Here is a 19,370-nt window from a genome sequence, read left to right as displayed (position 1 = left end):
GCCTGCCCCAGGCATTCCCGAGGCTGCCTGCCTCGCGAAAGTCGGAGGACACCCGCGGTCGCCGACGGCGAGGATGGCGGCATGACGATGCACGCCGACCAGCTCCACATCGACGCGCAGACCGTCCGCCGGATGGTCGAGGTGCAGTTCCCTCAGTGGCGCGGACTGCCGGTCACCGAGCTGTGCACACCCGGGACCGTGAACGCGATCTTCCGGATCGGCGACGACCTGGCCGCCCGCTTCCCGCTGGTCGGTCACGACCCGGCGCAGGCCCGCGCGTCGCTGGCGGCCGAGGCCGAGGCCGCGCGTGAGCTGGCCGACGCCGCCACCGTGCCGACCCCGGAGCCGGTGGCGATCGGGGAGCCGGGCGCGGGCTATCCGCTGTCGTGGAGCGTCCAGACCTGGCTGTCCGGCCACGACGCGACGGTCGAGGACCCCGCAGGGTCGACCGCGTTCGCCCATGACCTGGCCGAGCTCATCGCCGGGCTGCGCGCCGACGACACCCGCGGGCGACGCTTCGACGGGTCCGGTCGCGGCGGCCACCTCCCGGACCACGACGAGTGGCTCGAGACCTGCTTCCGGCAGAGCGAGGACCTGCTCGACGTACCCCTCCTGCGGCGGATCTGGGCGGAGCTTCGGACGCTGCCCGAGGTCGACGACGTGGCGATGTGCCACCGCGACCTCATCCCGCCCAACGTCCTCGTCGAGGACGGCCGTCTCGTCGGTGTCCTGGACGGCGGAGGCTACGGCCCGGCGGACCCGGCGCTCGACCTCGTGGCGGCCTGGCACCTCCTCGACGAGACCCAGCGCGGCATCCTCCGCCGTGAGCTCGGATGCGGCGACGTCCAGTGGTGGCGCGGGATGGCCTGGGCGTTCCAGCAGGCGATGGGACTGGTCTGGTACTACCTCGACTCCAACCCGACGATGAGCCGGTGGGGCAGGCGCACCCTGGACCGCATCGTCGATGCCTGGCCGCCCGATCGAGGACGATTCCCCTCCTGGAGCCTGGCCGAGTCCGGTGAGTGCGAACGCACGGGGGTGGCGGTGGTCGTGCGGAGCAGCGGCACGGTCGCACGGTGTTGACGTTCAACGACCCAGACCGGGTGGTGTCATGACGAACGAGCGGTTTGACCGGGACTCCTGGGAACGACGCTGGGCTCACGTGCTGCGCGAGAGCCCGGAGAAGGTGGCGCGGCGGCAGCCGAATCCCCTCCTGCTCGAGGAGGTCGGGGACATGAGGCCAGGCCTCGCCCTCGACGCGGGGTGCGGGCACGGATCCGAGGCGATCTGGCTCGCCACCTCCGGGTGGCGGGTCACCGCAGTGGACTTCTCCGCGACCGCTCTCGACTTCGGCAGAACGACGGCCGACGCCGCCGGATCGGACGTTGCTGACCGCATCGAGTGGCTGGAGGCCGACCTCGGCACCTGGACCCCGGCACCCGGACGCTACGACCTCGTCAGCTGCCTCTACGTCCACGTGGCTGGGTCCGTGGTCGAGATGGTGCGGCGGCTCGGTGCCGGCGTCGCACCCGGCGGGATGCTGCTCCTGGTCGGGCACCGCCCCATCCACCCGGCGACCGGGGCCCCCACGCCGGCAGCGGGTCAGGTGCAGGTGTCGGTCGATGAGGCCGTCGAGGCCCTTGACCCGCACGAGTGGGACATCGTCGTCGCGAAGGAGCGGCCTCGGGCTGCCGTCGGCACGGGTGTCGATGCGGTCGTCCGCGCGGTCCGCCGGGGCTAGCGGGTCACCCATCGGGTGGCGTTCATGCAGGCCCCAGGAGGGAGGCTAGGAGCAGACGGTTTCGAAGGACGTCGCGCCCGGCCTCACCGCGAAGGTCTCGTGATGGCCCGTGGCGTCCGAGAAGAATGCCTGAGTGGCTCGGACGACCAGGCTGCCGCGTTGGTAGGGGTTGTCCCAGCCGGCGGGTGGGTTGCCCTGGCCGTCGGTGAGAGGGCCTCCCACCCGCGTGTAGTACTTGCCCGCATACGCCAGCTCATGGATGCCGCAGTGCGTGTAGAGGGCAAACGGGACGGCGTGCACGACGCCCCCAGTCCCTGCGGGGCGATGGGCGGACGGACCCACAGCGGTACTCGTCGAGGTCGCGCACGCAGCGAACACCAGCGAACTCACGACGCCCGCCACTCCCCACGACACCAACCGCATGACAGTCTCCTCCCGGCGCTTGTCGTTTCAGACGCCCTTGCGCTCACGAGGTTCCAGAGCCGGGACGACCACGTTCACGCCGCCGCCAAGGCGTGTCACCGCAAAGCCATCCGCCCCCGGCCGCTGCTCGTCGGTCGTCAGCTTCTCGTCAGCCGGGCAGCTTCTCGAACAGCTCGTGCGGGGCGTCGTAGTACCTCGTCGTGCGACCCAGACCGGTCATGCCGAGCCGCCGGCACACGGCCTGGGATGCCTGGTTGTCGGGGTCGGTGACGGCGAGGACCTTCGGCAGGCCCCGGCTGAAAGCATCGGCGAGGACCGCCTCTGCTGCTTCTGTGGCGTAGCCATGCCCCCAAGCGCCCGGATGCAGGTGCCAGCCGATCTCGACCTCGTCCGGCCCGACAGTCGGTTCGCCGGCCGTCACGGCAATCGGCTTCAGCAGGAGGTTGCCCACCAGCACGTGCGCAGCAGTCGTGATGGCCCAGATCCGGTGGATCGGATGGTCGACTGCGCGCCGGCGGGCGATCGAGGCAAGGGCCTCCTCGCGGGTCCGCATGGGTGTGGGGTGCGCACCCAGGAAGCGGACAACCTCCCAGCGCGACTCGAGATCCAGCAGGAAGTCGGCGTCGTCATCGCGCCAGGGGCGCAGCACGAGACGGTCGCTGGTGATGATGCGCATGGGCGGAACCTAGCCGTGCCATCGGCCCGGCCGGAGCGCCGTGTCCGCCCTCGCGTGGCGGACGATCCGGACCGTGTCCCAGCGCCGACAGAACACCGCTCCCGGCTGCCCCCCGCGAACTCAGGGCACCGCTCGACCCGGCAGGGGCTCGAGGACCACGACAGCGGTCTCCGTCGACCGGAGTGCCGCGTAGGCGTCGAGGTTCTTGTCGATCTGCCGCCACCACGCCCAGAGCCGCTCTCGCTCCGGTCCTTCGGCGGCATGGGCCGTGACCGGGCCAGAGCCGCCGGCGAGCTCGACCCTGGCCTCGGGGTGGGCCTGGAGGTTGAGCCACCACGACGGCTCCCCCTCAGCCCAGCCGTTCATGGCCAGCGTGACCATGCGTGGGCCGTCCTGGACGTAGCCGAGGATCACGCTGCGTGCCGCCCCGGTGCGACGCCCGGTCGTGGTGAGGCGCAGGGTGCCGTAACGGTTGCCCTTCGGACGCCACAGGCCGACGCGTCCCCCGGTGACGCGATACAACCCGCGGTGCACATGCCAGGCCAGGCGAACAACCCAGCGCGGAGGAAGCCACGGCCGCTTGTCGCGCCCGTCCGGCATGGTTCCCATCTCAACGCCGCCTTCCTTCGCCGCACCTCTGACCGTCACCGCACGCCCGGCATCACGTCACCGTCGCAAGACCCTGCTTGCGCGGGCGCCGGCGGCATCGAAGCCCCTGACGATCAGCCACACCGCCAACACCATCTCGTTGACCGCGATCGGTGCCGCCAGCGCGGCCTGCCACACCACCGAAAGGTCGAGCCCGTAGACCTCCAGCACCCCTCGCAGCAGGATCAGGACTGCAGCCACGAGCCCCCAGAGGGACAGCCAGGTGGGCACCAGGGCTGCCCGGAACAGCAGGCTGTACAGGATCAGCCCACCCGCACCGAGCAGCACCATCGACCCGATGAGATACGTCCACTCACGCAGCGCGAGGACCAGCGCAGGGGCTCGCCCGGCACCGCCCGCTGCCGGGGCTCCCGGGCCCGACGCGAGGAACACGAGGGCGGCGACCGAGGCCGCCATCAAGAACACGGCTTCGAGGGTCCGCACCCCTGCATAGGCCAGAGCCAGTCCCTCGTCGCGACGCCGGAGCACGGGGAACAACAGCGCCCCGATGCCGAGCACCGACAGCGCCAGGACCAGTTCCAGGAGCACCCCGGTGGCCACACGGCCCTGGTCGCCGGCCACCGCGGACAGCGCCCCCGGATCCTCGATCGCCAGCACCATCGAGCCGCCGACAACGGCCGTGACGGTGCCGACGATGAAGAGCGCACCCACGGTCCGGGCGATGACCCGGTCAGTCATCACGGCCGTCTCACCCCCTGACCGAGGTGCCCCGAGTCCCCGACGGACGTGTCGTGCGACCGTTCTCCCCCTCTGGCCACGAGGTGCATGGCGATCGCCTCCTCGTGGCTGGCCGTCCCGTTCAGGCTGGCGGCCGGTCGGGCTCTGAGGGCAGGGGCCAAGGTCCCCGCGCTCGCCGCTTGGGCCGGGCCGGCCCGGGGCAGCCTCGATCCAGCCGGGGGCGCGGACCGCCCGCCACGGCCCGACATCGGGGCGGGCTACCCGAGTCCGCCGCTCCGGGACCGCTCCCACGACTTGGCCTCGTTCTGCCTGGCGTCCGCCTCCACGCTCCCCTGACCGGGCGACCCCGCGGAGGCGCGGCGCCGCCACACCGACAGCACGCCCACCGCGACCAGGCCGAGGAACACGACTCCCAGCACGAACCAGAACATCCCTGCCCCCATCCCCCACCACAACACGTGCCCCCACTGTGCCACCAGCGGAGCGCTGGGTGGAGCGCTTTCCGCGCAGCGTGCGGCTACTTGTCGGTCATCCCGTCGACGCACTCGCGCAGCAGGTCGGCGTGACCGCTGTGCTGGGCGTACTCCTCGATCATGTGCACCACCACGGCCCGCACCGACATGGTGCCCATCCGCGACTCGATGGTGTCCTCGTACGACGCCCCGGCCAGCACCTCCTCGGCCAGCCGGCACTCCTCCAGCAGCCGCTCGTAGTCGGCCTGCGCCCGCGCCGGGTCGAGGTACTCGAAGTCGGCGTCCTTGCCCAGGGACGGGTCGTACATCGGCTCCAGCTGCTGGCCGGCGATCTGCTCACGGAACCACCTGCGCTCCACCTTGGCCATGTGGCGCACCAGGCCGAGCAGCGACAAGTTCGAGGGCGGCACCGAGCGCTGAGCCAGCTGCTCGCCGGTCAGGCCGGCGCACTTGTGCCGCAACAGAGCCCGATGCCAGGCCAGGAAGCCTTCGAGCATGGGCCGGTCCTCGCCCGTGAGCGGGCCGTCGGGCAGGGTCACCTCGGGGGCAGTCCACGTCATGGCGCGATCATCACACCACCGGTATGCCGCGTCGCGGCTTTCGCGCCTCGTGTCACCACCGGGTTCCGAGCGGACACAGTGCTCGGCACCCTAGGGTCTGCTCCGTGGACCCTTCCGACGCCGAGCTCGCCGTCCGTGCTGCCGGGGCGGGCGCTGCCGTGGTGCGGTCGATGTACGGGCAGTCCCTGGCCCGGATCGGCAAGTCCCCCAGCGACTTCGCCACGGAGGCCGACCTGGCCTCCGAGGCCGCGATCCTGGACCTGCTGCGCGCCCACCGCCCGGAGGACGCCCTGCTCGGTGAGGAGACCGGCGCCAGCGGCCGGCTGACCGCCGATCGCACCTGGCTGGTCGACCCGCTGTGCGGAACGCTCAACTTCGCCGCGGAAACGCCCCTCGCAGCGGTCAATGTGGCGCTGCGCAACGGCGCTCACCTCGAGGCCGCCGCCTCCGCCGATCCCGTTGCGGCAGAGGTGTTCTGGACCGACGGCGAAGCAGCCTGGGTCCGCCGGCGCGGCACGGACGAGCCGCTGGTCCCGTCGGCGCGGTCACGGCTGGTCGACCTCAACATCGACGATCCGGCGCCGGACTTCGTTGACCCACAAACGATTCGGCTCCTGACCGACCCGGGCTTCGTCGCAAGGTTCCGCCCTCGGGTGCTGTCCTCCACCCTCGCCGTCGCGTGGGTCGCCGCCGGTCGCCGCGCGGCGTACGTCACCGCCGGCGACCTGCGCGACAGCGTGCACTTCGCCAGCGGCATCGCTCTCTGCGAGGCCGCCGGCTGCGTGGTCACCGGGCTGTTCGGCGAGCCACTGCACACCGGTGGCGGCGGGCTCATTGCCGCGGCAGACGCCGAGACGCACGCCGCGCTCCTCGCCGCCGTCACGCGTCAGGCGTCGGCGGACGGGTCGGACACACCGGACGCCTGAACCGGCACGGTTGTGGGTGGCACCGGATACGGTCCGGACGACCGCATCCCTTGAGCACGAGGAGCTTTCATGGCCGTCTCCGTCGGCACCGCATTCCTGCCCGTCCGCGACCCGGAGGCGGCGGCCCCGTGGTACGAGAAGGCCCTCGGGCTCGTCGCCACGGACGTGAACCAGTGGTCGGCACAGCTGCGCGACCCCGGCGCCGGCAGCACCGCCCTGACCCTCATGGGCCCGCAGAGCGGCATCAGGGCCGAGCCGGGCCTGCCGTTCGCGACGTGCAACTTCGTCACGGACGACCTCGAGGGCCTGCGTGGCCGGCTCGACGCCGAGGGCCTGGCGCCCTCCCCCGTCGACGGGTCGCCGGACATGTGCCTGTTCTTCACCGTCAACGACCCTGACGGCAACGTGCTGCTGGTCGTCGACCGCTGAGGTCATGACGAACGTGACGCCCCCGGACGGCCGGTACTGGTCGGCGTACAACGACGCCCAGGCAGGCCGGTTGCCGCGACCGCTGTGCCGACAGGTCCTCGCACACGCGGGCCCGAGCGACGGGCGGCTCGCCGTGGACCTGGGCTGCGGCAGCGGGATCGAGACCGCGGCCATGGTCGAGGCCGGGTGGCGGGTGTTCGCCACTGACGCCGACCCCGCGACGCCCAGCCGGGTCGCGGACCTGGTCGGTCCTGAGGCGCGGGTCGAGGTCGTGGTCGGGACCTTCGAGGAGGTCCGGCTGCCCCGGGCCGACCTGGTGTACGCCGGCTACGCCCTGCCGTTCGTCGCGCCCTCGCACTTCCCCGACGTCTGGAGCAGGGTGCGGGAGGCGCTGCGGCCCGGCGGCTGGCTCGCGGTCGACCTGCTGGGCGACCGGGACAGCTGGGCGGGTCAGCGCGCCATGACCTTCCTGGACCGGGAGTCCCTCGACGGTCTCGTCCAGGGACTGGAGCTGGTCTCGCTCGACGAGGAGGACGAGGACGGCCGGTCGTTCAGCGGGCCCAAGCACTGGCACGTGTTCCACCTGCTCGCCCGCCGCCCGCGCTGACCCAGACGGGCCGATCGGGCTAGACCAGGCGCTGGGCCCGCGCCATGGACCGGTAGAGCGGGCTGCACCGCACCAGCTCGTCATGGGTGCCCGTGGCCACGACCCGGCCGGACTCCATGACGACGATCCGGTCGGCGTCAAGGACCGTGGAGAGGCGGTGGGCGGCGACGAGCACCGTCCGACCTTGGCGGGAGCGGATCGCCTGGCGCAGCTGGTCCTCGTTGGCCGGGTCCAGCTGCGCGGTGGGCTCGTCCAGGAGCAGCAGCTCGCGACCGGGCAGCAGCGCCCGCGCGATGGTCAGCCGTTGACGCTCACCGCCGGAGAGCCGCACCCCGCGCTCCCCGACGGCGGCGTCCAGCCCTTCCGGCGAACGGTGCTCCAGCGTCGCGAGGTTCACCTCGTGCAGTACCGCTCGCACGCGGCTCTCCGGTGCGTCCGGAAGGCCCAGGGCGATGTTGCTGCGCACGGTGCCTTCCAGCACGGCAGGCTCCTGCTCGGCATACGTCATCCGCTCCCGGAGCTCGCGGTGCGACAGGCAGCGCAGGTCCACCCCGTCCAGCACGACGCTGCCGGCGTCGGGCTCATAGAAGCGCTGGATGAGTGAGAGCACGGTTGACTTCCCGGCACCGCTGGGCCCGACGAGGGCGACCGTCGCGCCCCGCGGCACGTCGAAGCTGACCTCGTGCAGCCCGCTGCCGTCGCCGTAGTCGAAGCTGACGCCCCGCAGGCCGACATGGACGCTCGGGCCCGGGCCGCGCGAGGCAGCACGGTCGACCACGGATCCCGCCGCGACCTCCTCCTCGGCAGGGAGGCCCTCGATCTCGGCGATCCGGTCAAGGGCTCCCAGCCCCTGCTGGAGGCTGCTCCACGCCCGGATCAGCTGGTAGACGGGTCCGACGAACATGTTGACGTACAGCAGGAACGAGACCAGCGAGGCGACCGGCAGGTCGCCCGAGGCCACCCGGATCCCGCCCACCGTGAGAAGCAGGATCTGCGACGCCTGCATCCCGGCGTTGGCCGTGGGGTAGACCACCGCGGCGCGCCGGGCGTGCCGCAGGCCGGCGTCGTAGGTGCGTCGCGCATGGCCGGCCACCGTCCCCGCCTCCTGCTCGGTCGCGCCGTAGGCCCGCACCGTCCGCACTGCCCCCAGCACCCGCAGGCCGGCGGCGCTCATCCGCCCGTACTCCTCGAGCTCGGTGCGGGCAAGGTCCTGCACGCCGCGCGAGGCCACCAGGGAGGCCGTCACGAAGGCCGCGAACGTGCCGAGGGCCAGGAGCAGCAGCGGCAGGTCGATCAGCGCCATGGCCACGGCCGCGCCGATGGCCCACAGCACCGCCGCGGCAGCCTCAACCCCACCGGAGGTCACCGCGGCGTGCAGCGCCCCGGTGTCGTTGCCCAGTCGCGCGAGCAGGTCACCGGTGCTTCGGCGGTCGTACTCGGGGACCGTGAGCCGCAGCATGCGGTCGATGAACCGAACCCTCACGCCGAGCACCAGGCCGTGCGCGGTGCGCTGGAGCAGGTACTGCTGCCCACCGGCGAGCACGACGTCAACCAGGGCCACCAGCACGGCCACGGTCAGGACCGGCAGCAGGGGGCGGTGGTCCGTCGCGTCCCGGATGATCCGCCCGACCAGCCACGGCTGGGCCAGGGCGGTGGCGGCCGAGGCCAGGGACAGCACGAGCAGCGCCAGGAAGGCACCGCGGTGCCGTCGCAGGTATGGCGCGAAGCTCACCACCGCGAGCCGGCGCCGACCGGCGCCACCCCGTGTCCCTACTGCCCCCTCGACTGTCCCCACCCGGGCAACGTAGCCCGGAAGTGCGGACAGTTCCCCCTCATATCGAGCGCAGCGGTCGACCCTCGCCCGCGTCAGGCGCCGGCGGCCGTGAGCCGGACCAGCGCCCGGTGCGCGGCCTGGCGGACCCGGGGCACCGGGTCCTCCCGCAGGTCGGCGACCCTTCCTGTCGCCTCCCCCACCAGGTGCCGCGCCACGACCTTGGCCGCCATCTCGCGTACCCGCCACGCCTCGTCGGTGAGGGCCCGGCATACCGGCGTGGTGGCCTTGGTGTCCCAGTTCCACAGCAGCCCACGCAGCGCCCAGACCCGGAACCAGTAGGTGTCGGTGTGCTCCCGGCCGTCGACGTACTTGCGTGCTCCCGGCCCGGCCAGGGAGAGCACCAGCGCCGGGTCCTCGGCACCGTCGAGCAGGGCGAGGCAGTCGGCGACGACGGCGTCCCTGCCCCGGCGGGCGCACTCGGCCTCGATGTGCTCGCGGGGAGTGACCCCCCAGATCGACCGCGCCGGCATGAGGCCACCATGGCAGACCGCACGCGCCTAGTCTGCTGACGTGGCCAGGGTGGACCCCGAGGACGACGACATCCGCCGCTTCGTCGTGCACCACTACCGCTACGACCCCGCGCGGCACGAGCGACGGCACGTGCTCGTGGCGGCGTTCGACACCGCGACCGAGGCCCGGGCCTGCCTGGACCTGGTCCGGGCGGAGATCGAACGGCGCCGGGAGACCGACCCCGGCTTCGACCGCCGCGAGTACGTCAGCAGCCGGACCCTGGAGCCCGGCGACCGGCGCCGGGAGGCGAACTCACGCCTGCTGCGCCGCACGATCCGGCACGGCGTGACACCCGGTGACTGGGCGGGCGACCTCGAGCTGCCCTCGAGCACCTCGCGGCTGCGCTTCGGCCGGGAACCCGGCCGGCGCACCACGGCGATGCTTCGCTGGCGCCTGCGCCGGTGGCGCGAGGACCGATGATCGCCGGCCGCGCGCGGCGTTGTACCGGGTGCAGCATGGAACCGGAGGGACCGGTCCCGACGCACGAGAGGACGCACCACCATGCGACAGAGGATCACCACCAACCTGTGGTTCGACACCGAGGCCGAGGAGGCCGCCGCCTTCTACGTGTCGGTGTTCAAGAACTCGCGGGTCGTCTCGGTCAGCCACTACACCGACGCCGGGCCGCGACCCGCGGGCATGGTGCTGGCCGTGGAGTTCGAGCTGGACGGCCAGCGGTTCGTCGGGATCAACGGCGGCCCGGAGTTCACCTTCGACGAGGCGATCTCGCTGGCGGTCGAGTGTGAGGACCAGGCCGAGATCGACTACTACTGGGAGCGGCTGTCCGAGGGCGGCGAGGAGGGACCCTGCGGCTGGCTCAAGGACCGGTACGGGCTGTCCTGGCAGGTCGTGCCGACCGAGCTGGACGAGCTCATGCGCGACGAGGACCCGGCCCGCGCACAACGCGCCGCGCAGGCGCTGTTCGGCATGCGCAAGCTCGACATCGCCGCCCTCCGCGCCGCCGCCGACGCCAGCCCGTCAAGCTGAGCGGGACCGTCACCGGCGGAAACCGGGGGTCGACCGGCTGCTGGCCCGGTGGCTGCTCAACGCAGGCCGGCGAAACTCATTCCACGGAGATGTCGATCTGAGGTCCCCCCACGCGACGCGTTGGTGGAGGCTGGCTCACGAGGGGCCCGGCCCACACCGATGACGGACGAAGGAAGAGGCACAGACATGCGTTTCATGGTGATGGTCAAGGCCAACGCAGACACCGAGGCGGGCACGCTGCCCACGCGGGAGCAGCTCGCCGAGATGGGAGCGTTCAACGAGGAGCTGGTCAAGGCCGGCGTCATGCTCGCCGGCGAGGGTCTGCAGGACAGCTCCAAGGGTGCCCGGGTGCGCTTCGGCGAGGGCCGCAGCACGACCGTGGTCGACGGCCCGTTCGCCGAGGCCAAGGAGCTCATCGCCGGCTTCTGGCTGTGGCAGGTCTCCTCGCGCGAGGAGGCGATCGAGTGGGTGCGCCGGGCGCCGTTCCTGCCCGGTGACGAGATCGAGATCCGCCAGGTCTTCGAGGCCGAGGACTTCGGCGAGGAGTTCACCCCCGAGCTGCGCGAGCAGGAGGAGCGGCTGCGCGAGCAGGTCGCGGGCCAGCAGCACTGAGCCCGTCAGGGAGCGCGGCGCGGGTCACCAGTCCCGCCCCGCGCTCCCGCCCTTCCTTCCCCGGACTGCCCCGGCACACCCTCCTCCGCGTCCCCTTCCCCGGGCCGCCCCTTCTTTGCGCACGATGATGTCGTCGCAGGCCCGTTATCCGCGGCTGGCCACGACCCCTCTTGCGCAATGGTGCCGGCGCTTGTGGGATGAGCCGTGTGACGGGGACGGCGAGCACGCACCGGGCGGTCGAGGCGGTCTGGCGGATCGAGTCCGCGCGCCTGGTCGCCGGGCTGGCGCACCTGACCCGCGACGTCGGCCTGGCCGAGGAGCTCGCCCAGGAGGCGCTGCTCGCCGCCCTGGAGCAGTGGCCCTCGGAGGGCGTCCCGCGCAACCCGGGCGCGTGGCTGATGGCCGTCGGCAAGCGCCGGGCGATCGACACCTTCCGGCGGCAGGAACGCCGGGACCGCAAGCACGCCGAGCTCGCCCACGACCATCAGCACCGCGCGGGCGGGGACGACCCGGCCCTCGCCGCCGTGCTCGAGGACGACATCGAGGACGACCTGCTGCGCCTGGTCTTCACCGCCTGTCACCCGGTGCTGTCCACCGAGGCCCGGGTCGCGCTGGCGCTGAAGGTGCTGTGCGGGCTCTCGACCCCGGAGATCGCCCGCGCCTTCCTCGTGCCCGAGCCGACCATCGCCCAGCGGGTGGTGCGCGCCAAGCGCACGCTCGCCGCGAAGGGGGTGCCGTTCGAGGTGCCTCCGGCGCACGAGCGCCCGGCCCGGCTGGCCTCCGTGCTCGAGGTGGTCTACCTCGTCTTCAACGAGGGTTACTCGGCCACCGCCGGTGAGGACTGGCTGCGCCCCGAGCTGTGCGCCGAGGCGATGCGGCTCGGCCGCGTGCTCGCCGGGCTCATGCCGGAGGAGCCCGAGGTCCACGGCCTCGTCGCGCTGATGGAGCTGCAGGCCTCCCGCACCCGGGCGCGCACCGCCGCCGACGGCACCCCGGTGCTCCTGCTCGACCAGGACCGCGGCCGCTGGGACCAGCTGCTGGTGCGCCGTGGCCTCACCGGGCTGGAGCGGGCCGAGGCGCTCTCCGGCGGCGCGCCCGGCCCCTACACGCTGCAGGCGGCCATCGCCGCCTGCCACGCGCGCGTCCGCACCGCCGGGCAGACCGACTGGGACCGGATCGCTGCCCTGTATGCCGTGCTCGTCGCTGTCTCGCCCTCACCGGTGGTCGAGCTCAACCGCGCCGTGGCCGTGTCGATGGCCCACGGACCGGCCCCGGCCCTGGAGATCGTGGACGCCCTCGCGGCCACGGGCACGCTGGGGCGCTACCACCTGCTGCCGGCGGTCCGGGCGGACCTGCTCGTACGCCTGGGCCGGCACGCAGAGGCCCGGGTCGAGCTCGAGCACGCCGCGACCCTCACCCAGAACGAACGCGAGCGCGCCCTGCTGCTGCAGCGGGCTGCCGCCTGCGGCTGACCGCGCGTCACCGCCGCGGCCGGGCCGCGTCCGGGCCGCGTCCGGGCCGCGTCAGTCGGGTGTCAGTGGGTGCCCACCGACTCGGCGACCCGGGCGGCCGCGTCCCGCAACGCCGGGTCGCTGTCGGAGGAGGTCCCGTCGAGGTAGCCGGCCTCGGCGACCCCCACGATCTCGTCGGCCTGGACGGAGGCGTAGCCCGAGCGCGGCATCCGGCCCGGCCCACCGGCGAAGCGCTTGCCCTCACGCAGCAGGTCGTTGACGTTGCCGGTGCCGTCGCCGTCGAGGACGGCCTTGATCCGCGCCGCGTCGTCGGAGGAGGACATCTCGATCCGGGAGACGACGAACAGGACCTTGCGGCCGTTGACGGTGCCGGTGCCGACCGAGCGGGTCACCTTGACGCACGGCACCTGGCGGAAGGTCTCCTTGACCTTGCCCCGGGAGTGCGCCGCGCAGTCGGTGACGGTGTCACTGAGGCGGACCTGGAAGCCTGCCGGAGCCGCCTGACCCGCGCCGGCCGAGGAGCCCGCGGACGCGTTGCCCTGGCCCTCGCCCGACCCGCCACCTCCGGTGAACGCCCAGACCAGCAGGGCGATCACCGCGACCAGGCCGGCCACGATGGCCCAGCTCGGCACGGGCAGGCCGCGCCGCCGTGGGCCGGCCGGTCCGGCCGGCGCCGGCGTGACGGCCGGGCTCTCGAAGGCCGTGGTGTGGGCAGCGTCGGCGGCGGTCGGCAGGGGGACCTGCGCGGTCGCGTCGTAGTCCAGCGGAGCCACGGGCGTCGCCTCGGACACCCCGCTGCTGGCGTAGCGGACCGCCTGGGTCGGCTCGGCGCCCACGGAGGGCATGGCCTGGGTCGCCTCGGGGTCGAGCGGAGCCTGCGGGCGGTGCTCGGCCACCGGCTGCCAGGCCTGGGTCGCGTCGGGGTCCGGGTCGGCCGCCGGGGCCGGCCACGCCTGAGTGGCCTCACCGGCCGGGTCCGCAGCAGGGGCCGGCGGGGGCGCCGGAGCAGGGGTTGGAGCCGGGGCCGGCGCCGCGGGCGGCGTCGGGGCTTCGCCCGCGGTCGACGCCGGAGCGGCCGAGCTGCGCTCGTTGGAGCGACGGACCAGCTCGGCGATCCGCGCGGCGGCGTCGTCGCGGTCAGAGGTCACGGGGACGCGCAGCGTCGCGGCGTCGAAGGCATCGCCGTCGGGCCGGGGCGCGTCGGGCGTCTGAGGCTGGTTCTCGGACATCGTCGCCCAGCATGCCCGTTTCGTCCCGGGCACGCCAAATAGTCGACGCCGGAACGAGATCGCGCTCGCGCCACAGCCGTCAGGCCAGCCCCAGGGCCAACAGGCCCACCAGCACCACGAGCACCACGGCGCCCAGCAGCAGGCTCGTGCCGATGTCGCGCTGCACCTGCTCGTAGGGGCGGTCCGGGTGCTCGGGGTCGTAGGGGTAGGACTCGTGCCCGGGCTCGGTCCCGTGCTCGTGTCCGGGCTCGGCCCCGCCCTGCGGGGGTGGGACCTGCCTGCGCCGGTGGGGCAGTCTCATGGCGACCTCCTGGCCACCCAACGACGCCCCCTCCCCCGGGGTCACGGGACACCGGCGCCCGGCTCCTGAGACCGACGGCGGGTGCGGGCCACCGCCCACGCAGGCACACGGCATACCGGTGGGTGGACGGTGGGGAATGAACCGCGCACCGCGCGGGGTTGCCCCCCAGGTGACGGACACCCCTGACCCTCGCCGCTGGAAGGCCCTGGGCGTCTGCCTCGTCGCAGGCTTCATGACGTTGCTCGACATCAGCATCGTCAACGTGGCCCTTCCCTCGATCCGCACCGGCATCGGCGCCGGGCCCAGCGACCTGCAGTGGGTGGTCTCCGGCTACGCGCTGACCTTCGGGCTGGTGCTCGTCCCGTCCGGCCGCCTCGGCGACGCCCGCGGCCGGCGGACCATGTTCGTCGTGGGGGTGGCCGTGTTCACGGCGAGCAGCCTGCTGGCGGGGCTGGCCCCCACGGCCCTGCTGCTGGTCATCGCCCGCCTCGTGCAGGGCGTCGGCGGCGGCATCCTCAACCCCCAGGTGTCCGGCCTGATCCAGGAGCTCTTCTCCCCCGGCCGCGAGCGCGGGCGTGCGTTCGGCATGCTCGGCACGGTCATCGGCGTGTCCACCGCGGTCGGCCCGATCCTCGGCGGCCTGATCATCCGGCTGCTCGGCGTCGACACGGGCTGGCGGTGGATCTTCTTCGTCAACATCCCGATCGGCGTCGCCGCCATCGTGCTGGCGCTGCGCCTCATCCCTGCCCACGAGCCGCGGGGACAGGACCGCAGCGACCTCGACCCGGTCGGCGTCGGCCTGCTCGGCGCCGCGGTGCTCGCGCTGCTGCTGCCCCTCGTCGAGGAGCAGCAGTGGCAGGGCGGCACGAAGTGGTCGCTGCTCGCCGTGGGTGCCGTGCTGCTGGCGGTGTTCGTGGCCTGGGAACGCCGGCATGCCGCGCGCGGCCGCACCCCGCTGATCGACCTGAGCCTGTTCCGGCTGGCCAGCTACAGCACCGGCTCGAGCCTGGCCATGGCCTACTTCTCCGGCTTCACGGGCATCTTCTTCGTCCTCACCCTCTTCTTCCAGGGCGGGCTCCACTACACGCCGTTGCAGGCCGGCCTGGCGGTGACGCCGTTCGCGGCGGGCTCGGCCGTGGCCGCGGCGGTCGGCGGGCGCCTGGTCACGCGCGCCGGCCGGCCGCTGGTCGTCGGCGGCCTCGCCACCGTCGTCGTGGGCCTCGCCCTGACCGACCTGGTCGTCGCCGGGCACGGCCAGGACAGCGGCCTGGGCTGGGCCACGGCGCTGCCCCTGCTGCTGGCCGGCATCGGCAGCGGCCTGGTCATCTCCCCCAACGTCACCTTGACCCTGAGCGAGGTGCCGGTGCGGCGGGCCGGCACCGCCGGCGGGGTGCTCCAGACCGGCCAGAGGCTCGGCACCGCGGCCGGGATCGCGATCATCGGCTCGATCTACTTCGCGACGCTGACCTCAACCCGGGGCGACTTCACCGCCGCCGCCAGCCGCGGCCTGCGCGCAGCCGTGGCGCTGACCGCCGTCTCGCTCGTCATCGGGATCGGTGACCTGGTGGCGACCCGCCGCCGGGCCGCCCACGCCGCGCGCCAGCCCTCGCTGGAGGGATAAACAGGACCGCAGCCGACCCGCCCGCCCGCTTCGCCGCGACCCGACGACCCACCGGAGGTAGCCCGTGACCCACCAGCCCACCGTCGCCCTGCTCGGCACCGGCACCATGGGGGCCGGCATGGCCCGCAACATCGCCGCGGCCGGCCTGCCGCTTCGGGTGTGGAACCGCAGCCGGGACAAGGCCGAGGCGCTGGCCGGCACCGGCGTGCACGTCGCCGGGAGCGTGGTCGAGGCGGTCACCGGGGCCGACCTCGTGGTGACCATGCTCTTCGACGCCGACAGCGTCGCCGCGACCATGGAGCACGCGCGCGGGGCGCTCGGCCCGGACACGGTCTGGGTGCAGGAGACGACCGTCGGGGTGGCCGGCCACGACCGCCTGGCCGCCCTGGCCGGTGACCTGGGGGTGGCGCTGGTGGACGCGCCGGTCCTGGGCACCCGCAAGCCGGCCGAGGACGGCGCCCTGGTGGTGCTCGCCTCGGGCCCGGAGGAGGTCCGCCCGCGGGTCGATCCGCTCTTCGACGCGATCGGCTCGCGAACGCTCTGGGTCGGCCCCGCGGGTGCCGGCTCCCGGCTCAAGCTGGCAGCCAACGCCTGGGTCCTCACCGTCGTGGAGGGCATCGCCGAGTCGCTGACCCTGGCGCGGGCCCTGGGGCTGGACCCGGCCCTGTTCCTCGAGGCGGTGTCCGGCGGTGCCATGGACGCGCCCTACGTCCAGCTCAAGGGCTCGGCCATGCTCGACGGGGACTTCGCGCCGGCGTTCGGCCTGGACGGCGCGGCCAAGGACGCCGGGCTGGTCGTGGACGCCGCCCGCGACGCCGGCGTGGACCTGGCCGTCCTGGAGGCGGTGCGCGCGCACATCGACCGGGCCCTGGAGGCCGGCCACGGTGACAAGGACATGGCGGCGACCTTCCTCGAGCACTGAGCCGTCCCCGGCCGGTACCGTCACGTCCCATGTCCGGGCGGATCTGCCGTGAATCCTTGACAGCCCTGAAGCGCGTCGCGAAGGTATCTCACAACCTGCTCCGGGCCCGAGACGAGGACGACGCATGACCACCACCCCCACCACGAACACCGCCCCGGGCGGGGCCACCGTGCTCGACGTACGCGCCTCGCGGCGCTCGCTCGTCGGCGGGTGCGTCGGCAACTTCATCGAGTGGTACGAGTTCGGCGTCTACGGCTACTTCGCCACCGTCATCGCCGGCGCCTTCTTCGCCGCCTCCGGCGCCGGTGACCTCGAGGCCCTGGTCAAGACCTACGCCTCGTTCGCGATCGCCTTCTTCTTCCGGCCGGTCGGCGCCTGGCTCTTCGGCCGGGTCGGCGACCGGGTCGGCCGCCGACCGACCCTGGTCCTGGTGCTGCTGCTCATGGCGCTGGGCACCGCGCTCATCGGCGTGCTGCCGACCCGGGCGACGGTGGGCGCCGCGGCGCCGGTCCTGCTCACGCTGGTGCGCATCCTGCAGGGCCTGAGCGCCGGCGGCGAGTTCGGCGGTGCCGTCTCGCTGATGACCGAGCACGCCCCGGCCGGGCGGCGCGGGCTCTACGGCTCGTGGCAGTCGTTCACCGTGGCCCTGGGCCTGCTCGGAGGCGCCGGCACCGCAGCGGTCCTGGCCGTCGCCCTGTCCGACCAGCAGCTGCACGCGTGGGGCTGGCGGGTCCCGTTCCTCCTCGCACTCCCCCTCGGCGCGGCCGCGCTGTGGGTGCGGCTCAAGGTCGAGGAGACCCCGGTGTTCCGCGCCGCCACCGCCGAGGAGGACGCCGCGGAGGAGGACACCGCCGTCCGTCCCGCCGCCGGTGAGGCGGGCCCCGGGGCCCCGACCTCGACCGGGGTGGCGATCCTGCTCGGCATCCTGCGCCTCATGGGCTGGGCGGCCGCCGGATACACCTTCCTCGTGGTCATGCCCTCCTACCTGCAGGTCTCGCTGGGCACCTCGTTCCGCGAGTCGCTCATCGCCGGCGTCATCGCCAACGTGGGCTTCGCCGCCTCGATCCTGCCCGCCGGCGCGCTCAGCGACCGGGTCGGGCGCAGACCGCTCATGGTCACCGGCGCCGCGCTCATCGCCGTGCTCGCCCTGCCGATGCTCAACCTGCTCCAGGCCCCCGGGACCTCGACCGGCACCAAGTTCCTCGTCGTGTTCGTCGCCGGCGCCATCGTCGGCCTCATGGCCGGGCCCGGGCCGGCGATGCTCGCCGAGATGTTCCACACCACCGTGCGCTACACCGGCCTGGGCGTGAGCTACTCCCTCGCCAACGCGGTGTTCGCCGGCAGCGCCGGCCTGATCATCACCGAGGTCATCAAGCGCACCGGCAACGCCGACATCCCGGCCTGGTACGTCATGGCCACCTGCGTCGTCAGCGCCCTGGCCTGCCTCGGGCTGCGGGCCGACGACCACCGCCGCGCGCTCCCCCGCTGAGCCGCGCCATGGCCCTGCGCGTCGTCGGCCTGATGTCGGGCACCTCCCACGACGGCATCGACGCTGCCGTGGTCGACCTCGAGGCCCACGGCGACACCCTGTACGTCACCGTGCTGGGACACCTCAGCGAGGCCTACCCGCCGGACCTGCGCGCCGCCATCGCCCGGACGCTGCCACCGGCGCCGGCCACCGCGCTGGACTGGTGCCGCCTCGACACCGGCATCGGCCAGGCCTTCGCCGCGGTGGCCCGGCGCGCCGTGGAGGAGCTGGGCGGCGGCCGCGCCGACCTGGTCGTCTCCCACGGACAGACCCTCTTCCACTGGGTCGAGGGCGGCGCCGTCCGCGGCACGCTGCAGGTCGGCCAGCCGGCGTGGGTAGCCGAGGCCACGGGCCTGCCCGTCGTCTCGGACCTGCGCTCCCGCGACGTCGCCGCCGGCGGGCAGGGCGCGCCGCTGGTCGCGCTGTTCGACGTGTTGTGGCTGCGGGGGCGCCCCGGCCGCCCGGTCGCCCTCAACCTCGGCGGTATCGCGAACATCACCGCCGGGGTCGAGGGCACCTTCCCCGTCGCCTACGACACCGGCCCGGCCAACGCCCTGCTCGACGCGGCGGTCGTCCACCTCAGCGCGGGGACCGAGGCCTTCGACGCCGACGGGGCCCGGGCCGCGCGCGGCCGGGTGGACGAGGCGCTGCTGGCCGAGCTGCTCGCCGACCCGTACTACGCCCGCCCGGCACCCAAGTCCACCGGCAAGGAGTGGTTCAACGCGGCATACCTGGAGCGCGTCTGGCGCGGCCACGCCCACCTCGGTGGGGACGACGTGCTCGCGACGTTGAGCGCGCTCACCGCCCGGACCGTCGCCGACGAGGCGCGGCGCCACGGCGCGACCGAGGTGGTGGCCTCCGGGGGCGGCGTGCGCAACCCGACTCTGTGGCGCGACCTCGCCCGCGAGCTCGGCGACGTGGGGCTCACGCGGGCCTCCGACCGCGGGCTGGCGGACCAGGCCAAGGAGGCCGTGGCCTTCGCGGTGCTGGGCTGGCTGACCTGGGCCGGGCACCCGGCCTCGCTGCCGTCGGCGACCGGCGCGCGGGGGCCTCGGCTGCTCGGCAGCATCACCCCGGGTGACGGTCCGCTGCGCCTCCCCGGGAGCCCCGGGAGCGGGACCGCACCCACGCGGCTCGTGCTCGCCGGGGCCTGAGGCACACAGCGGGCACAT

23 protein-coding genes are annotated in these 19,370 nt (G+C 73.7%); 13 read left to right on the top strand and 10 right to left on the bottom strand.

Going from position 1 to position 19,370, the window contains the following annotated elements; translation table 11 throughout:
* The first annotated feature begins 81 nt into the window (after positions 1-81).
* Together FB474_RS06220 and FB474_RS06215 are read left to right on the top strand one after the other, a co-directional pair.
* Positions 82-1,083, top strand: coding sequence for a phosphotransferase (locus FB474_RS06220; RefSeq protein WP_141787852.1), 1,002 nt, complete (start codon positions 82-84; stop codon positions 1,081-1,083).
* 28 nt (positions 1,084-1,111) lie between these two features.
* Positions 1,112-1,741, top strand: a complete 630-nt coding sequence (locus tag FB474_RS06215) for a class I SAM-dependent methyltransferase (RefSeq protein ID WP_185746064.1) — start codon at positions 1,112-1,114, stop codon at positions 1,739-1,741.
* A gap of 45 nt (positions 1,742-1,786) precedes the next feature.
* Here FB474_RS06215 and FB474_RS20665 read toward each other — a convergent pair whose 3' ends face one another.
* From FB474_RS20665 to FB474_RS06195, 6 genes are all read right to left on the bottom strand, one after another.
* Positions 1,787-2,041 (bottom strand): hypothetical protein, encoded by a 255-nt coding sequence (locus FB474_RS20665; RefSeq protein WP_185746063.1) that lies wholly within the window; start codon positions 2,039-2,041, stop codon positions 1,787-1,789.
* Positions 2,042-2,312: 271 nt separating this feature from the next.
* Positions 2,313-2,840: a GNAT family N-acetyltransferase gene (locus tag FB474_RS06210; protein WP_141787850.1), complete on the bottom strand. Its 528-nt coding sequence runs from the start codon at positions 2,838-2,840 to the stop codon at positions 2,313-2,315.
* A 120-nt stretch (positions 2,841-2,960) separates the two neighbouring features.
* A complete protein-coding gene (locus FB474_RS06205) occupies positions 2,961-3,440 on the bottom strand; it encodes a nitroreductase/quinone reductase family protein (protein WP_141787849.1) in 480 nt (159 codons plus the stop codon).
* A 66-nt stretch (positions 3,441-3,506) separates the two neighbouring features.
* Positions 3,507-4,160: a DUF4386 domain-containing protein gene (locus FB474_RS06200; protein WP_185746062.1), complete on the bottom strand. Its 654-nt coding sequence runs from the start codon at positions 4,158-4,160 to the stop codon at positions 3,507-3,509.
* A 284-nt stretch (positions 4,161-4,444) separates the two neighbouring features.
* On the bottom strand, positions 4,445-4,618 hold the full coding sequence (locus tag FB474_RS20660; protein WP_185746061.1) for a hypothetical protein: 174 nt from the start codon (positions 4,616-4,618) through the stop codon (positions 4,445-4,447).
* A gap of 86 nt (positions 4,619-4,704) precedes the next feature.
* Positions 4,705-5,220 (bottom strand): DinB family protein, encoded by a 516-nt coding sequence (locus tag FB474_RS06195; RefSeq protein ID WP_141787847.1) that lies wholly within the window; start codon positions 5,218-5,220, stop codon positions 4,705-4,707.
* A 104-nt stretch (positions 5,221-5,324) separates the two neighbouring features.
* Here FB474_RS06195 and FB474_RS06190 point away from each other — a divergent pair, with 104 nt between their 5' ends.
* The 3 genes from FB474_RS06190 to FB474_RS06180 all read left to right on the top strand — a co-directional run bounded on the left by FB474_RS06190 (position 5,325) and on the right by FB474_RS06180 (position 7,182).
* Complete coding sequence (locus tag FB474_RS06190; RefSeq protein ID WP_141787846.1) at positions 5,325-6,146, top strand: inositol monophosphatase family protein; 822 nt, start codon at positions 5,325-5,327, stop codon at positions 6,144-6,146.
* A gap of 69 nt (positions 6,147-6,215) precedes the next feature.
* Entirely contained in the window at positions 6,216-6,575 is a 360-nt protein-coding gene (locus FB474_RS06185) for a VOC family protein (RefSeq protein ID WP_141787845.1), read from the top strand.
* A gap of 4 nt (positions 6,576-6,579) precedes the next feature.
* Positions 6,580-7,182 carry a class I SAM-dependent methyltransferase gene (locus tag FB474_RS06180; RefSeq protein WP_141787844.1) on the top strand — a complete coding sequence of 201 codons (603 nt, stop codon included), beginning with the start codon at positions 6,580-6,582 and terminating at the stop codon, positions 7,180-7,182.
* A 19-nt stretch (positions 7,183-7,201) separates the two neighbouring features.
* Here FB474_RS06180 and FB474_RS06175 read toward each other — a convergent pair whose 3' ends face one another.
* Together FB474_RS06175 and FB474_RS20655 are read right to left on the bottom strand one after the other, a co-directional pair.
* Positions 7,202-8,977, bottom strand: a complete 1,776-nt coding sequence (locus FB474_RS06175; protein WP_221632451.1) for an ABC transporter ATP-binding protein — start codon at positions 8,975-8,977, stop codon at positions 7,202-7,204.
* Between the two features lie 71 nt (positions 8,978-9,048).
* The gene (locus tag FB474_RS20655) at positions 9,049-9,486 is read right to left on the bottom strand and encodes a HEAT repeat domain-containing protein (protein ID WP_185746060.1); all 438 of its coding nucleotides are present in this window, start codon (positions 9,484-9,486) and stop codon (positions 9,049-9,051) included.
* A 40-nt stretch (positions 9,487-9,526) separates the two neighbouring features.
* Here FB474_RS20655 and FB474_RS06170 point away from each other — a divergent pair, with 40 nt between their 5' ends.
* From FB474_RS06170 to FB474_RS06155, 4 genes are all read left to right on the top strand, one after another.
* Positions 9,527-9,946: a hypothetical protein gene (locus tag FB474_RS06170; protein WP_141787843.1), complete on the top strand. Its 420-nt coding sequence runs from the start codon at positions 9,527-9,529 to the stop codon at positions 9,944-9,946.
* Between the two features lie 81 nt (positions 9,947-10,027).
* Positions 10,028-10,513 carry a VOC family protein gene (locus tag FB474_RS06165; RefSeq protein WP_141787842.1) on the top strand — a complete coding sequence of 162 codons (486 nt, stop codon included), beginning with the start codon at positions 10,028-10,030 and terminating at the stop codon, positions 10,511-10,513.
* A gap of 186 nt (positions 10,514-10,699) precedes the next feature.
* Positions 10,700-11,125: a YciI family protein gene (locus tag FB474_RS06160; protein ID WP_141787841.1), complete on the top strand. Its 426-nt coding sequence runs from the start codon at positions 10,700-10,702 to the stop codon at positions 11,123-11,125.
* 197 nt (positions 11,126-11,322) lie between these two features.
* Positions 11,323-12,597, top strand: a complete 1,275-nt coding sequence (locus FB474_RS06155) for an RNA polymerase sigma factor (protein ID WP_141787840.1) — start codon at positions 11,323-11,325, stop codon at positions 12,595-12,597.
* Between the two features lie 62 nt (positions 12,598-12,659).
* On the opposite strand, the gene FB474_RS06150 is transcribed toward FB474_RS06155, so the two are convergent.
* Positions 12,660-13,826 carry a hypothetical protein gene (locus tag FB474_RS06150; RefSeq protein ID WP_185746059.1) on the bottom strand — a complete coding sequence of 389 codons (1,167 nt, stop codon included), beginning with the start codon at positions 13,824-13,826 and terminating at the stop codon, positions 12,660-12,662.
* Between the two features lie 79 nt (positions 13,827-13,905).
* Complete coding sequence (locus tag FB474_RS06140; protein ID WP_141787837.1) at positions 13,906-14,127, bottom strand: hypothetical protein; 222 nt, start codon at positions 14,125-14,127, stop codon at positions 13,906-13,908.
* A gap of 169 nt (positions 14,128-14,296) precedes the next feature.
* Here FB474_RS06140 and FB474_RS06135 point away from each other — a divergent pair, with 169 nt between their 5' ends.
* The 4 genes from FB474_RS06135 to FB474_RS06120 all read left to right on the top strand — a co-directional run bounded on the left by FB474_RS06135 (position 14,297) and on the right by FB474_RS06120 (position 19,352).
* Positions 14,297-15,748, top strand: a complete 1,452-nt coding sequence (locus tag FB474_RS06135; protein WP_246092066.1) for an MFS transporter — start codon at positions 14,297-14,299, stop codon at positions 15,746-15,748.
* A 64-nt stretch (positions 15,749-15,812) separates the two neighbouring features.
* Positions 15,813-16,670: an NAD(P)-dependent oxidoreductase gene (locus FB474_RS06130; RefSeq protein WP_246092065.1), complete on the top strand. Its 858-nt coding sequence runs from the start codon at positions 15,813-15,815 to the stop codon at positions 16,668-16,670.
* A gap of 124 nt (positions 16,671-16,794) precedes the next feature.
* Positions 16,795-18,159 carry an MFS transporter gene (locus FB474_RS06125; protein WP_141787835.1) on the top strand — a complete coding sequence of 455 codons (1,365 nt, stop codon included), beginning with the start codon at positions 16,795-16,797 and terminating at the stop codon, positions 18,157-18,159.
* Between the two features lie 8 nt (positions 18,160-18,167).
* Entirely contained in the window at positions 18,168-19,352 is a 1,185-nt protein-coding gene (locus FB474_RS06120) for an anhydro-N-acetylmuramic acid kinase (protein WP_342778096.1), read from the top strand.
* Positions 19,353-19,370: the final 18 nt, after the last annotated feature.

The organism is Oryzihumus leptocrescens (assembly GCF_006716205.1).
Classification (GTDB): Bacteria; Actinomycetota; Actinomycetes; order Actinomycetales; family Dermatophilaceae; genus Oryzihumus; species Oryzihumus leptocrescens.
This window is presented reverse-complemented; position numbering and strand designations above follow the sequence as displayed.